At 63.4% G+C, this 12,706-nt stretch carries 16 protein-coding genes; 6 read left to right on the forward strand and 10 right to left on the reverse strand.

All coding sequences use genetic code 11. From position 1 onward, the window contains the following. Positions 1-38: 38 nt before the first annotated feature. Positions 39-662, reverse strand: coding sequence for a glutathione S-transferase family protein (locus B2Z70_RS12705; RefSeq protein ID WP_009801413.1), 624 nt, complete (start codon positions 660-662; stop codon positions 39-41). Positions 663-764: 102 nt separating this feature from the next. Between B2Z70_RS12705 and B2Z70_RS12710 the strand changes: the two genes are divergently transcribed. Beyond that, positions 765-1,109, forward strand: a complete 345-nt coding sequence (locus B2Z70_RS12710; protein WP_009801414.1) for a chorismate mutase — start codon at positions 765-767, stop codon at positions 1,107-1,109. Here B2Z70_RS12710 and B2Z70_RS12715 read toward each other — a convergent pair. Further along, entirely contained in the window at positions 1,106-1,420 is a 315-nt protein-coding gene (locus B2Z70_RS12715) for an Hpt domain-containing protein (RefSeq protein WP_009801415.1), read from the reverse strand. The genes B2Z70_RS12710 and B2Z70_RS12715 overlap by 4 nt on opposite strands. A 146-nt stretch (positions 1,421-1,566) precedes the next feature. On the opposite strand from B2Z70_RS12715, the gene B2Z70_RS12720 reads away from it, so the two are divergent. Together B2Z70_RS12720 and B2Z70_RS12725 are read left to right on the forward strand one after the other, a co-directional pair. Further along, positions 1,567-1,833, forward strand: a complete 267-nt coding sequence (locus B2Z70_RS12720; RefSeq protein ID WP_009801416.1) for a CBU_0592 family membrane protein — start codon at positions 1,567-1,569, stop codon at positions 1,831-1,833. Positions 1,834-1,857: 24 nt separating this feature from the next. Then, on the forward strand, positions 1,858-2,310 hold the full coding sequence (locus B2Z70_RS12725) for a MaoC family dehydratase (RefSeq protein WP_009801417.1): 453 nt from the start codon (positions 1,858-1,860) through the stop codon (positions 2,308-2,310). A 98-nt stretch (positions 2,311-2,408) separates the two neighbouring features. On the opposite strand, the gene B2Z70_RS12730 is transcribed toward B2Z70_RS12725, so the two are convergent. Beyond that, on the reverse strand, positions 2,409-2,903 hold the full coding sequence (locus B2Z70_RS12730) for a MarR family winged helix-turn-helix transcriptional regulator (RefSeq protein ID WP_009801418.1): 495 nt from the start codon (positions 2,901-2,903) through the stop codon (positions 2,409-2,411). 4 nt (positions 2,904-2,907) lie between these two features. Then, a complete protein-coding gene (gene hppD / locus B2Z70_RS12735) occupies positions 2,908-3,972 on the reverse strand; it encodes a 4-hydroxyphenylpyruvate dioxygenase (RefSeq protein ID WP_009801419.1) in 1,065 nt (354 codons plus the stop codon). A 151-nt stretch (positions 3,973-4,123) separates the two neighbouring features. Here hppD and maiA point away from each other — a divergent pair, with 151 nt between their 5' ends. Then, entirely contained in the window at positions 4,124-4,768 is a 645-nt protein-coding gene (gene maiA / locus B2Z70_RS12740; protein ID WP_009801420.1) for a maleylacetoacetate isomerase, read from the forward strand. On the opposite strand, the gene B2Z70_RS12745 is transcribed toward maiA, so the two are convergent. Both B2Z70_RS12745 and B2Z70_RS12750 read right to left on the reverse strand, forming a co-directional pair. Next, positions 4,765-5,154, reverse strand: coding sequence for a gamma-glutamylcyclotransferase family protein (locus tag B2Z70_RS12745; RefSeq protein ID WP_292983712.1), 390 nt, complete (start codon positions 5,152-5,154; stop codon positions 4,765-4,767). The genes maiA and B2Z70_RS12745 overlap by 4 nt on opposite strands. Then, complete coding sequence (locus B2Z70_RS12750) at positions 5,151-6,365, reverse strand: DUF418 domain-containing protein (RefSeq protein ID WP_040612485.1); 1,215 nt, start codon at positions 6,363-6,365, stop codon at positions 5,151-5,153. Before B2Z70_RS12750 ends, B2Z70_RS12745 begins: the two co-directional genes overlap by 4 nt. Positions 6,366-6,548: 183 nt before the next feature. On the opposite strand from B2Z70_RS12750, the gene B2Z70_RS12755 reads away from it, so the two are divergent. Together B2Z70_RS12755 and B2Z70_RS12760 are read left to right on the forward strand one after the other, a co-directional pair. After that, entirely contained in the window at positions 6,549-6,869 is a 321-nt protein-coding gene (locus B2Z70_RS12755) for a hypothetical protein (RefSeq protein WP_009801423.1), read from the forward strand. Between the two features lie 128 nt (positions 6,870-6,997). Next, the gene (locus B2Z70_RS12760; RefSeq protein WP_009801424.1) at positions 6,998-9,103 is read left to right on the forward strand and encodes a hypothetical protein; all 2,106 of its coding nucleotides are present in this window, start codon (positions 6,998-7,000) and stop codon (positions 9,101-9,103) included. Between the two features lie 76 nt (positions 9,104-9,179). Here the strand turns inward: B2Z70_RS12760 and B2Z70_RS12765 are convergent, their stop codons facing one another. The 4 genes from B2Z70_RS12765 to B2Z70_RS12780 are packed head-to-tail and all read right to left on the reverse strand — an operon-like array spanning position 9,180 to position 12,704. After that, positions 9,180-9,815: an ABC-type transport auxiliary lipoprotein family protein gene (locus tag B2Z70_RS12765; protein ID WP_292983715.1), complete on the reverse strand. Its 636-nt coding sequence runs from the start codon at positions 9,813-9,815 to the stop codon at positions 9,180-9,182. Further along, a complete protein-coding gene (locus B2Z70_RS12770; protein WP_009801426.1) occupies positions 9,812-10,768 on the reverse strand; it encodes an MlaD family protein in 957 nt (318 codons plus the stop codon). Before B2Z70_RS12770 ends, B2Z70_RS12765 begins: the two co-directional genes overlap by 4 nt. 8 nt (positions 10,769-10,776) lie before the next feature. Further along, positions 10,777-11,553, reverse strand: coding sequence for an ABC transporter ATP-binding protein (locus B2Z70_RS12775; protein WP_009801427.1), 777 nt, complete (start codon positions 11,551-11,553; stop codon positions 10,777-10,779). Next, positions 11,550-12,704 carry an ABC transporter permease gene (locus B2Z70_RS12780; protein ID WP_292983718.1) on the reverse strand — a complete coding sequence of 385 codons (1,155 nt, stop codon included), beginning with the start codon at positions 12,702-12,704 and terminating at the stop codon, positions 11,550-11,552. Before B2Z70_RS12780 ends, B2Z70_RS12775 begins: the two co-directional genes overlap by 4 nt. Positions 12,705-12,706: the final 2 nt, after the last annotated feature.

Consider the following 12,706-nt stretch of genomic DNA (forward strand, 5'->3'; position numbering starts at 1 on the left):
GTTGAACCGCCCCTTTTTCAATGCCCGTTCAGCTCGCCCTATTCGGGGTCGCCATGCACGGCCGCCTGACCGTGCTCGATCCCCAGCGCGCTCTCCACCCGGCGCACCCAGCCGTTCACGGCCGGAAACTCCGAGAGGTCAAAGCCGCCCTCATCGGCGACGCGGGTATAGGCCACCAGCGCAATGTCGGCCGCGGTCATTTCCTCGCCCACCATGAAGCTCTGCGAGATCAGGTTCATCTCCATCACCCCGAGCGCGCGGCGCCCCTTGGCATAAAGATCCGGATCAAGATCGGCCTCGTTCGCGCCCTTGAAGCGCAGAGCGCTGCGACGCACCGCGATATAGGGCTCGTGGGAGTATTGCTCCCAGAACAGCCATTGCATCATCACCGCGCGCTTGAACGGATCGGACGGGATCAGCGCGGTGCCATCCAGCAGGTAGAGCAGAATGGCGTTGGACTGCGCCAGGGTGCGGCCGTCCTCATGGCGCAGCACCGGCACCTGACCGGCCGGATTCAGCGCCAGGAATGAGTCGCTGCGCGTCTCTCCGCCGAAAATGTCCACTTCAACCCACTCATGGGGCACGCTGGCGATCTTCGCCGCCCACAGGGTCTTCAGACAATTGCCGCTTTCGATGTTGCCATAAAGGGTGACGGGCTGCATGACGCTCTCCAGAAAACCTGATCCCGTTTTAGCTGCACCCTCGCGCGATGCAATGCGACGAAGGGGTTTGGAGCGCTGGAAGTTCAGCCTATAAACGCCGCCATGACCTCACAGACGCCCCCTCATTTCGATCTCGATGACCTCAATGCCCGCACGGCGCCGGAAGCCTGCGAGACCATGATCGAGGTGCGCGATGGCGTGGACCGCATGGACCGGGCGCTGGTCGCTCTGATCGCCGAGCGCTCGCGCTACATGCAGGCCGCCGCCCGGATCAAACCCAGCCGGGATGTCGTCCGTGATGAAGACCGGATCGAGGATGTGGTCGCCAAGGTGCTGAAAGCGGCGGACGCCGCGGGCCTTCCCGCCGAGATCGCCGAGCCGGTCTGGCGCGAGATGGTCGAGCAGTCGATCGCCTACGAATTCAGGGTCTGGGACAAGACGCGCTAGCCGCGCACCGCCGCCATGGCGTTGCTGGCGCGGTCCGCTGCGGTCTCGACCGCCTGCATCGCCTCCGCATCCTTGTAACGCCCTTCGGCCAGCTCACACGCCTCGCCGAGCTCCATGGCGCCGACCCCGCGTGATGCGCCCTTCAGCGTATGCGCCGCTGTGCGCCACTCCGCCTCGCTCGTCGCCGCCTTCATGGCGCTGATGCAGGCTTCCATCTGGCTGGACAGAAGGCCGAAGAGCTCTGCTTCAAGCGCGGTGTCACCGGCGGTGTATTGTTCGAGATGGTCTCGATCCAGTACGGGTGCGCTCATGACGCCTAGGCCCTCCTTCCAGTCAGTGACGCCAGCCTAGGCGGAGGGCCGTTAACAGACTTTCACGCAGCAGTGAGGCTTGTTCAGCGTCTGTCAGGGCAGTAAGGCCAGTCCGGACCACCATTCGTGTACGAGGACGCCCTTTCATGACGCTGACAGACATCATCGGACTGATGGGCGTGGCGTGCGTGCTGTCGGGCTATTTCCTGCTGCAGATCGAGAAGGTGAAAAGCGATGGTCTCGGCTATCTGCTGCTCAATCTGTGCGGCGCGCTCCTGCTGATCGTCTCGTTGATGGTGACGTTCAATCTCGCCAGTTTCGTGATCGAGGTCTGCTGGCTGTCCATTTCCATATTCGGTCTTGTGAAATGGGCGCTGAAGCGGCGCCGGAGCCAACAGTCTCTTGACGGTTAAGGGCTTTAGCGTTCAAGTGACGCCATGAGCTTGCTAGACACATACAAGGCCCGCGTGGGCCAATCGCACTCGTCGGACTGGTTTGAGGTGACTCAGGATCAGGTCAACGCCTTTGCGGACGTGACCAGGGACCACCAGTTCATCCATGTGGACCCGGAACGCGCCCGGACGGAAAGCCCCTTTGGCGGACCGATCGCCCACGGCTTCCTGACCTTGTCCATGCTCAGCCATTTCGCCGAGCAGGCGCTGCCGCCTTTCGCCGAAGGCGTGATCGGCATCAATTACGGCTTCGAGAAGGTGCGCTTCCTGACCCCCGTGCGGGTCGGTTCAAAGGTGCGCGGCACGTTCACGCTGGCCAGCGTCACCGAACGCAAGCCCGGCCAGCTTCAGCTGGTTCAGGACGCCGTTGTGGAGATTGAAGGGTCCGAGAGCCCGGCTCTGATCGCCCAATGGCTTAGCCTGGTCGCTCAGGGCTAAAGCCTTTCCTGCGAGAGCGGGACCCGGCTTCGCGGTTCGGAGGCCCCGCCCTCAAGGCCTGGAGCCTGTCAGGTCGAATAAGATCGACCAGGGCGGTTCTATCGGTCGAACGCCTGCCCGACTTCATCCAGTTGCGCTTCCAGCTTGTCGAGCAGACTCATGAGCTGGTCGCGCTCCGCATCGGTAAAGGCTTCGAGCAGCTTCTTTTCATAGTTCAGGGCCAGAGGGGCGACTTCAGCGTAGATCGCCTGCCCCTCCGCGGTCAGCGACACATCGCTGGCGCGCCGGTCCTGCTTGTTGCGGATACGCATAACAAGTCCGCGCTCATCCAGCGCCCGGATCGCGCGACTGACGCTCACCTTGTCCATGGCGGTCGCCTCGCAAACCGCCTGAGCCGTCATCGCGGCCCCTTCGCCCAGCACCGCAATCACCCGCCACTCCCAGATCGTCAGTCCGAACCGGGCCTGATAGGCCTTGGCGATCAGGCTCGACGCCTTGTTGGACGTCACCGACAGGCGGTAGGGCACATAGGACGGCAGGCGAAGGCTTGCGCCCTCGCCTGCGTCCGGGGTTATGCGGGCGTCTTCCGCCAAGTGCTTATTGCGCCGGCTCGGTCTTGATCACGCCGCGGCGGATCTGGTCGAGCTCGATGGATTCAAACAGGGCTTTGAAATTGCCCTCGCCGAAGCCTTCATTGCCCTTGCGCTGGATGATCTCGAAGAAGATCGGACCGATATTGGTCGTGGTGAAGATCTGCAGCAGCAGGCCATCGCCGGTTTCGGGATTGCCGTCCACCAGGATGGAGTTCTTCTTCAGACGTGCGAGATCCTCGCCATGGTTCGGCACGCGCTCGTCCACCAGCTCGTAATAGGTCTCCGGGGTCGACTGGAACACCACGCCATTTTCGCGCAGCTTCTCGACAGTCTCGTAGATGTTCGGCGTGGTCAGGGCGATGTGCTGGATGCCTTCGCCATTGTATTCACGCAGATATTCGGAAATCTGGGACTGGTCGTCGGAGCTTTCGTTCAGCGGAATCTTCAGCTTGCCGCACGGGCCGGTCATGGCGCGCGACAGAAGGCCGGTATGCTGGCCCTTGATGTCGAAATAACGGATTTCGCGGAAGTTGAAGACGTTCTCGTAGAAGCTCGCCCACTTGTTCATATTGCCGTTGATGACGTTGTGGGTCAGGTGGTCGAGCACCTCAAGGCCCACGCCGCCGGTGTCCTCGGCGCCCGGGAGAGCTTCGAACAGATCGTCATAGATCGTTTTCTCGCCATAGGTGTCGACCAGATAGAGGACCGAGCCGCCGATGCCGACGATCGCCGGGATTTCATCAGTCCAGACACCGTCGCCAAACGGCTCCGCGCCGCGCTCGATGGCGTCGGCATAGGCCTTCTTGGCGTCCTGCACACGGAACGCCATGGCGTTCGCGCTCGGGCCGTGCGCCTTGCGGAAATCCGCCGCCTGGCCGGTCTCTTCCTTGTTCACAAGGAAGGTAATGTCGCCCTGCTTGTAGCGGATGATGTTCTTGGTCTTGTGCTTGGCCACGGCGGTGAAGCCGAGGCTCTCAAACAGCGCTTCGAGCTTTTCCGGTTCCGGGCTCGTATACTCGACGAACTCGAAGCCGTCGGTGCCCAGCGGGTTCTCAAACAGATCGGCCATGGGGCGCTCCCTTAAATCAATCGTGATGCGCCGACAGGCTTGATCAGCCCGGTTTCGGCGCGCATCGTCGTGTGGCGGAAGATAGTATCATTTGCAACTAAATTCACCCCCTATCTCAGCGAACAGCCCCCAAACTGCGGAGAATTGATCCATGAAACTGGTCCTGCACGGTTATTTTCGCTCCGGCACCAGCTATCGCACGCGCCTTGCGCTGAACTGGAAGGGCGTCCCGTATGAGTATGTGGGCGTGAATCTGGTGGAGGGCGAACAGCATTCGGACGCCTACAAGGCCAAGAATCCGCAAGGTCTCGTCCCAGCGCTCGAAGTGGATGGGGAGATCCTGACCCAGTCGGTGGCGATTCTTGAATGGATCGAGGAGACCTTCCCTGACCGCCCGCTGCTGCCCTCTGATCCGATCAAGCGTGCGAAAGTTCGCGCCTTCGCAGCCGCCATCGGCTGTGACATTCATCCGCTGCAGAACCTGCGCATCCTGAAAAAGGCGCGCGAACTGGCTGGTGATGATCCCGAAGCCGGCCCCGCCTGGGCGCGTCACTGGATCAGCCTCGGGTTTGAGGCTCTCGAAAAGCTGGCGGAACAGGGGGATGGCCAGAACGGCTTCCTCTTTGGCGACGGGCCGACGCTGGCGGAAATCTATCTCTTGCCGCAAATGTTCAACGCCCGCCGCTTTGGCGTCGACCTCACGCCCTATCCTCGGCTCGTCGCCGCGGACGAGGCTGCGCGCGCCCAGCCCGAATTCGAGCGCGCCGCGCCCGAGAACCAGCCCGACGCGGTCTAGCGTTTGAACCAGTCCCCGCTCTCGATCAGCCGGGCGCCCTCGACGCCCAGCACCCAGACATAGACCCAGGCGTCCCGGTCCGGCTCGATGAGCCGGACCTTGCGCCGCTCATAACGGGAGCGGGCCGGGTCCTCGGGCCAGTAATCCTCGAACGCGTCCACGCGCGGAATCACCGACGGATCCCGGACCTCGAAGATTTCACCGATCACCTGCCCCTTACCTTCCACAAGGCCGGGATAGGCGCCCAGATCATAGAGCTGCCCGCGCAGCGTGCAGGGACCGAGCGGGGCGAAGGCCTCTTCCAGTCCGAATTGTGCGAAGCCGCTTTCCCCCGCCCTCAACAGGCCATAGACCGCGAAAGCGTCCCCGGTCCGGACGCTGTTCATGCCTCGGATTTCTTCATGAAGGGCTGGAGCTTGCCATAGCTGAGGCTCCGCCACAGCCACTCGAACGGACCAAAGCGGAACACGCTGAGCCAGATCGGCGAGACGATGAGCTGGATGATCCAGATCAGGATGACCAGCCGCGCCTGGTCAACGCGCTCAAGCTGGCCGAACAGGCCCAGGCCAACGCCGCCCACCGTCAGGAAGACCATGGTGATCGTCTGAGTGAGATAGTTGGTGAAGGCCATGCGCCCCGCCGCAGCCAGCGGCAGGCGCGCCAGCTTCAGCCAGGGCGCCTTGCAGGCGAGATTGATCAGCGCCGCATAGCCGAAGGCGACAAGCAGGCTGCCGGCGTAATTGGTGGCGGTGTGAAGCCAGAGCGTGTCCAGGGCGAAGTCATGGGCGATCGCCTGTTGTCCGCCCCAGGCGACGATGGGCAGGCCGACGCCCAGACCGATGGCGGCTGCGATGACGTAATTTCGAACGCTCCACCGGCCGAGCAGAAAGCCGAGCTTGAAGAGCGCCATGCCGACCAGCATCACGCCGACAATCCGGCCGCCGAAGAACCCGAACATCAGGATATTGCCCAGGCCATTCAAGGCGTTGGGAATACGGCTCTGCAGATAGCCGCTCTGATAGGCGTTCACGAGATCGGCCAGCTGCTCATCGGTATAGGCCATGCCCACATCCACCGCTGTCATGTTTTCGGGCAGCAGGACGAAGCTGGCGAAAATCGCCACCATCAGGAGCCCTGACAGCGTAATCCAGAACAGGCCCCAACCGATCAGCTTGGCGGGCGACATGCGCCTGAAGAAGACGATGATGAACCCGGCCAGCGCGTAGGTGACGAGGATATCGCCGAACCACAGCCCGAACATGTGGATGAGACCGATCACCAGCAGCCAGGTCATGCGCGAGAAGTGCAGCTTGCGTGAGGCGTCCGGCTCATCGCCCACCATCAGCATCACCCCGGCGCCGAACAGGGCCGAGAAGATGGTGATGAACTTCATCTCGAAGAAGACGTGCGTGAGAAACCAGACGGTCAGATTGGCGCCGGACACATCCATGTGCGCCGGCGGATAGACATAGGCGTTGGACGCCATGGTGAAGGCCTGGACATTGACCATCAGGATCCCCAGCACGGCGAGGCCGCGCAGGACATCAAGGCTTTCAAAGCGGTCCTTCACGGCCACTGGTGCTGTATGCTGGTTCACGACGCCCCCCGTCTTCCTGTTCAGAGCCCTCAAGCTCGACGCATTTTGACCGATGCGCAAGACTGTTATCCGCCCCGAACCGGGCTTGCTTACCAAGAGTTCATGAAAATCCCGCCCCTGTGAACTTGTATCCCGGAGGCGCTCGGCGCATAGATTTTTTGCGCATACATATCCGGTTCTGTCATGACGCTTCTGGTCGACATCGCACACATGATCCTCGCCGCGACCCTGTCCTTTCTCGGACTGGGATATGAGCGCGCGCAGGACGCCCATGCCGTCCAGGTGTCCCCCAAGGAAATCCGACAGGACATGGAAGGCGCCTTGCTCTCGCCGGCGACGTTGTCTGTCACGATCCAGAACGCCCAGAGCCTGTGCAGCCCGAACCTCGTGATCCAGGCCGACGCCGCCTGTTCACAGGAGCGTCCCCTGAACGCCACGGCGCAATTCATTATTCTTAATGATTGCGAAACCATACCGAGCCGACCGGCGCTTCCCACGCTTTGAACGACTCAGCATCTGGCTTTAAACACGAGGTCTGAACAAACAGGCCTGCAGAGCTGCGCGTTTCTGTTAGGATAGCCAATTCACGGCGGTATCCGCATGTGCGAACGCGCCAAACCAGACGAGACGTCATGGCTGCCAACGACTCGAAAGAGACTGAAAAGCTTGAGGAAAGCGTGATCACCGAAGCGTCCGGCGGCATGCTGGACACGGTTAACCGCAAACCCCTCGCTCCCTTGATGGATGCGCCAGCACCCAAGACCGAAGGCGGCGGATGGCTGGCCTTTGGCGGCGCGGCCTTTGGTCTTCTGTGGTTTGGCGGCGCCGCGGCCTATCTGGCCGGCTATACGGACTTGACGGCGCTGAGTCCGGCGCAGCTGGCCGGCCTGTCGGTCTTCGCCGCCGCGCCGGCTCTGTTGTTCGTACTGGCGGGGCTTCTGGGGCGTGAAGTCTCGCGCGCCGGGTCCCGCGCCCGGCGGCTGGACGCCGCCGTCCTGCGCCTGGCGACCCCGACCGAGCATGCCGAAGAGGACGCCTCGCGCCTCGCAGACGCCATCACCATGCAGGTCGATCGGGTCAACAAGGCGATGGAAAGCGCCCTGGCGCGTCTTGCGGCCATGGAAGAGGTGATCACCCACCATGCCGAAAGCCTGGAGGACGGCTCCACCCGCGCCCGTGAGCGCGCCGAGCAGCTGACCCGGGAACTGCGCGAGGAACGCCTGCGCCTCAATGACGTCTCCGAAGGGCTCGATGACAAGGCGGCGATGATCGCCGCCGCCATTCAGGACCAGTCCAAGATGGTCGCCGCCGCCGCAGAACTGGCCGACGCCAAGGCGGCTGCGGGCGAACGCCTGATCAAATCGGGCGCCGAACGCCTGAGCGCCGCAGGCCAGGCCGCCGAGGAGGCTGGCGACCGCGTGGCGCTGTCGCTGGATGCCCGGGCGACCGAATTGCGCGATTTCTCCGACATGCTGCGCAACCGCACGGACGGTCTGGAAGAGGCCTATCTCAAGCATCGCGACCGCTTGCAGGACGTGACCGAAACCCTGCGCAAGGAGCAGGAGAAGATCGGCGCGGCGCTCGACTTCCACAAGGCCGAGCTGGAAACCATGACGCGCAAGGCGCGCGATGGCGCCGAAATCCTTGAAAGCACCGCCAAGAATTCCGGAGAGGTCTTCCTGGACGCAGTCGACAAGGCGCTCGGCCAGGCCAAGGATCTGGCCAATTCCCTGTCTGAACGCAGCGAGGAGGCCGCCCGCGCCCAGGAGCGCGCGCTGGACCGCATGCGCGACGCCGCCCGGGCCGCACGTGAAGCCGCCGAGGAAGCGGGCGAGAGCCTCAAGAAACAGGCTGATGACGCAGAAGCGGCGCTGGAGCGCGTCAGCGAAAGCGGGTTTGAAGTGGCCCGACGCTCGGACGAGGCCTATCAGGCGCGTCTGCGAGAGGCCGAGGATCTGACCGCGCGAGCGGAGAAGGCCGCCGAGGAAGCCGCCGAGGCTGTGCGCAAACAGCTCTCTGAAACCCTCGACGCCGCGCGCCGCGAAAGTCGGCGCATCGAGGACGAGCTGTCCGGCCTGCGCAGCAAGCTTGAAGACGCGCCGGATGCGGCCCGCGACGCCGCCAAGGCCATGCAGCGCACACTGGAAGACGGACTGGCGCAGCTCAATGAGACCGCCCAGACCGCATCCGACCAGGCGCGCGATATTGATGCGCTCTTCCAGTCGCGCATTCGCCAGAACTATGAGCTTCTAAGCGACTTCATCCTGCGTATGGGCGCCGTGGCGGGCGGACACAAACCGCTGGATCTCAACATCAATGAGCTGCCCGATCCGCTGAGTGCGCGTCGCAAGGACGAGGATGCGCCCAGAAAGGACGGCATCGACAAGAAACCGACCTCCAAACGTCTCGAGAGCGAGAAGCGCGACGAGGACTGGGAGGCGGCCAAGGTCGAGGAGCGCAAGGCCGAACGCGCTCGCCGCAAGGATGAGACCAAACCGGCGCTTCGTTCGATTGAACCGGATCGCAGTCGCGAGGATGAAGAGAGTGAAGAGGCCGACTTCGTCGATGACGAGGACGATCCCGTGCGCGACAGCATCCGTGACGGCGTCGCCAAGGCGCGCAAGGAAGCCAGCTGGCGCTGGCGTGACCTGCTGGCGAACATGGATTCAGACTCAGGCGACACGCCGCCCGCCAACAAGAATGGCGACAAGCGCAATCGCGGCGGTCGGGACAACTAGAGCCCACTTCAGCACGCACAAGAAGGCCGGCTTCCATCAAAGCCGGCCTTCTTCGTTTAAGATCAGGCTCCGGGCGTCAGCAGCCGCTATCGGCGCACACCACTTCGGCGGACCACTGCGCCAGGGAACGCGCGGTATCATTGGTCGCTTCGCTGAAGGCGGCGATCAGTGCGCTCTGACGGTTGTCGCTGGCCCGCACGCTGACATCAAACCGCCGCGCCGCCGCAAGCGTCCGCTCTTCGCGATCGATCAGACGCGCCATCACGCGCATCTGGATGACCGGCGCCCGGCTCGGCCCCTGATCATATTCGGCCTCGAACCGGCGCAGTTCGATCTGCAGGCGATAGCGCCCATCCACGCCGTCTTCGGTGCGCGCGGGGATCAGCTCCGGCGTTTCGCTCTGCAAGACGTCCAGGATGCGGTCCTGCACCATCACCGGCGCCGGCGACAGCCAGGCTGCGCCCGCCATATAGGCCAGCTCGCCCTCACGCAGCAGCGCGACCCGGTCCACGGCCAGCCCGCGCGGCGCCGTGATGCGCTCGATCACCAGCGTCTGGGCGTTCGCGGACGGCGCCTGTTCCTCATCCACCAGAGCGTTGAGGCGATAGAGCGAAACAGGTTCGCTTTCCGGCAGCAGGGAAATACAACCCGGCGTCGCCACAAGGCTGATCGCCGCGAGCGCGCCCAGCGCGTTTTTGCTCATCGTGCTCATCGCGGCACCTCCACTTCAGCGCCTTCAGGTTCGGCGATAAATCCGGCCGGATCCGCCTCCAGCTCCAGGGCGACACGTTCCAGCGCAGCCACCAGAGAGCGCAGATCCCGCAAGGTCGCGGTCAGCTGGGTCAGGCCGTCTTCGGAAAACTCTTCCACGCCGGGCCGGATCGCTGTGAGTGCGTCATAGGTTTCCTGCGCGGTGCGATCCACTTCCTGGGCCGCCGCTGCGGTATCCAGCGTCGCGGGGGTCAGGTCATTGACCACATAGCGCTCGGTCACTTCGGCGAATTGCTGCATGGCGCTGGCGGCGACGGACACATCATCTCCAGCCTGGCGGATGGAGTGAAGCGCGGCGCGGGCCTCAGACATCAGCAGCTCCCGCTCGGCCAGATTGCCGGTGATCGTCTCGATATGATTGAGCGTGTTCGTCAGGCTTTCGAGATTTTCGTCGCTCAGCAGGCGGCTCACCCGAACAAAGCTGAGCTGGGCGGATTCCAGAAGGCTTTCGCCCCCTTCCACCAGTTGATCGATCTGGGCCTGTGTGGCGTAGATGCGCGGCGCGCGATCGCCCTGCCGGCTTTCCAGCCGGGCGGCGTCCGGCGAGCCTGCGGAAATCTGGATGTAGGACAGACCGGTCAGCCCCTGAGGTTCAAGCTGGGCTTCGGAGTCCGACTTCACCGGGGTTTCCACATTCACACGGATGCGCGCAATGACCTGGCCCGGATTGTCCGGATTCAGTCCCAGTTCGGTCACCTCGCCGACCTGGATGCCGTTGAAGCGCACTTCGGACGCCGGTCGCAGACCGCGCACGGCGCCATCAAAGACGACATCGTACTCGCGGAACTCCTTGTCGAGCGACGCGCCCGAGAGCCAGAGCGTGAGCATCACCCCCGACACCGTCAGGAAGACGACGAAGAAACCGACAATCGCGTGATGGGCTTTGGTTTCCATGACCTGTCCTAGTCCTCGGCCGCTTGTCTTAACACGGCGCGTCCGCGCGGACCGCCAAAATATTCCTGGATCCAGGGGTGCTCATTGCGGGTCAGCTCCGACAATGGCGCATTTGCAATCACGCGCTTGTCCGCCAGCACCGCCACCCGGTCGCAGATCGCATGCAGGCTATCAAGGTCATGAGTGATCATCACCACGGTCAGCCTGAGCGTGTCCGAGAGCTCCTTGATCAGACTGTCAAACGCGCTCGCGCCGATCGGATCAAGCCCGGCGGTCGGCTCGTCCAGGAACAGGATGTCCGGGTCGAGCGCCAGCGCCCGGGCCAGGCCGGCGCGCTTCTTCATGCCCCCAGACAGCTCGGCCGGGAACTTGCCGCCCGCCTCGCCAGCCAGGCCGACAAGTCCGATCTTCAGGTCGGCGAGCTCCTTCATCAGGCTCGCCGGCATGCGCAAATGCTCCCGCATCGGCGCCATGACGTTCTCCTGCACGGTCAGCGATGAAAACAGCGCGCCCGACTGGAACAGGACGCCCCAGCGTTTTTCCAGCGCCAGCCGGTCCTTGCCGCTGAGCCGGGACATGGCCTGGCCGCGAAAGTAGATCTCGCCGGCGTCAGGTTTCTTCAGACCCAGTATGGTGTTGACGAGCACGGACTTGCCGGTGCCGGATCCGCCGACAATGCCCAGAATCTCGCCCTGACGCACTTCAAGGTCGAGATTGTCGTGAACCACATGGGAGCCGAACTGGCTGCGCAGGCCGCGCACTTCGATCAGGGGAGCATCGGTCATATGTCGAGCTCCAGATACATCATGGCGAACAGGGCATCGATGACAATGACGGCGAAGATCGCCTGCACCACCGAGGTGGTGACGCGTTTGCCCAGGCTTTCGACATCGCCGCCCACCTGCAGGCCATGACGACAGCCCACAATGGCGATGACCAGACCGAAGACCGGCGCCTTGGACATGCCCACGAGGAAATGCTTGAGGTCGATCGTGTCGTTGAGGCGCGTCAGGAAAAAATTGGGCGAGATGTCCAGCGTCATCCAGCTCACCAGCATCCCGCCGAACACGCCCGCCACCATGGCCGACAGCGTCAGCAGCGGCGCCATCACCACACAGGCGATCACGCGCGGCAGGACGAGCACTTCATAGGGGTCGAGCCCCATCACCTTCATGGCGTCGATTTCCTGCTGCATCTTCATCGAGCCGATGGCGGCGGTGAAGGCGGAATCTGATCGCCCAGCCAGCAGGATGGCGGTGATGATGACGCCAAACTCGCGCAGCACCGCAATCCCCACCAGGTCCACGGTGAACACCGAGGCGCCGAAGGTCTCCAGAAGGCTCGCGCCCATGAAGGCGACCACCGCGCCGATGAAGAAGCTGAGCACGGAGATGATGGGCAGGGCGTCCACGCCCGCCGTCTCCATCAGATGGATCGTGGAAGTCCAGCGCATCTTGGTGGGATTCACCAGCACGCTCAGACCGGTGGTGAAGGTGCGCCCGAAGAAGGCGAAGGACTCAACCGTTTCCTTCAGGCCGTCCTCGACGCCCTGTCCGATCCGCGCCAGCGTGCTGATCACGCCCCGCGGCTGGATCTCGTCCTCGGGACAGTCGGCGAGACGCTGCAGCATTTCGCCCATCATCCGGCGGGCGATCTGATGCTCGCCGATGAAATGGCGGTCTGCATCGGGTTCACGGCATCGGCTCAGGGTCCGGCCCAGCACATAGGCCCCGGCCGTATCGATGCGGCCCAGCCCGGACAGGTCAATGACCAGATCCTTGGGGTCGGTCTCGCTCTCGATGCGACGCAGGCGACGATCAAATCGTCCCACGGCCTCCATCAGCCAGTCGCCCTTGGGCTCGACGATCAGACGGGCGCCGTCCTGACGCGTGGTCAGCTCCGCCGGCTGACGCTCCTGGGCGATCGCTGCTGTCATGG

Origin of the sequence: Oceanicaulis sp. UBA6590 (genome assembly GCF_002433705.1) — a bacterium.
Classification (GTDB): domain Bacteria; phylum Pseudomonadota; class Alphaproteobacteria; order Caulobacterales; family Maricaulaceae; genus Oceanicaulis.